This window comes from Peribacillus sp. P4_C12 (assembly GCF_056402095.1).
Map to the genome: position 1 here is coordinate 1 of NZ_JBFUIB010000877.1, position 1,137 is coordinate 1,137.

The window sequence follows — 1,137 nt, forward strand, 5'->3', positions numbered from 1 at the left end:
CCTTTAGCCTCCAATAGTTATTTATACTTTAATGATATCCGTACTGCATATATATGCGCCTTCTTTCTAATAGGGACTTTGTTTAACCGCCCATTTTAAAGTAATCTATTTTAATTAGATTCAAAGGCCTTCTCCTTGCAAACAAAAAAACCTCGGAAAMTTTTCCGAAGCTACATTATTATTTTACCTATGATGTCCCTTCAGCCACCCGACCACCGATTTCCCACTACTTTCGCGGAGGTCCTCGACATTTTCCTTGGCSAYGATCTKGCCATCCTTAATYAGAATGACTTCATCTAGAATTTTCTCGATTTCTTCGATTTCATGAGTCGTGATGATAACCGTTTGCTTTTCAAAATCGATATAAGACAGCAAACTACGTACAATCGACTCGCGGACCATAACATCCAACCCTGAAAATGGTTCATCTAATAGCACGACCGGAGCATCCCGTGACAGAGCGAGCACTAATTTAAGCCGCCCCCGATTACCTTTCGACAGCGAGCGTACCTTCTTCCGGACATCCAACTTCATGAATGCCAGCATTTCGATTGCCTTATCCCGATTAAAATCAGCAAACTGCGATGCATGAAAATCAATATACTGACCCACCGTAAAATTAGGATAGAAAAAATCAATCTCAGTTAAATAAGAGACTGCCGAGGCAATCCTCCTGCTCACCGCCACTCCTTCGACCGTCACAACACCATGATCCGGTTTCGCCAGACCAGCAATCAGCTTGAGCAAAGTCGACTTACCGCTTCCATTTGCTCCTAACACCCCGTAAATCTTCCCCACTTCAAACGTGAGCGAAACATTATCCAGGGCAACGACGCTTCCATACTTTTTCGTTATTTCACGCAGTTCAATCATCATTCTGCTTCCCCCTGCTTCATCAAAAATTGCTGTACTGCTGCCAACATTTCTGTTCTGGACAAGCCGATTTCTTTCATGTTTTCAACGAACGTTTCAATAACTTCTGTTTGAATCCGGGTACGCAGTGAAGCAATCAACGCCGGATCATTTTTAACGAATGTACCTTGCCCCCTTCTCGTCTCCACCATTCCATCCCTCTCAATCTCTGCGTAGGTACGCTGAATCGTATTCGGATTGACCCCCATCTCAACAGCCATTTCG

General features: G+C 43.7%; 2 protein-coding genes. Both read right to left on the reverse strand.

The annotated features are described in order from the left end of the window. Window positions 1–183 precede the first annotated feature (183 nt). Window positions 184–873: an ABC transporter ATP-binding protein gene (locus AC1DUW_RS29870; RefSeq protein WP_477644315.1), complete on the reverse strand. Its 690-nt coding sequence runs from the start codon at window positions 871–873 to the stop codon at window positions 184–186. Continuing rightward, a partial coding sequence (locus AC1DUW_RS29875; RefSeq protein ID WP_477644314.1) for a GntR family transcriptional regulator occupies window positions 873–1,137 on the reverse strand: 265 nt, incomplete at its 5' end. The genes AC1DUW_RS29875 and AC1DUW_RS29870, both read right to left, overlap by 1 nt.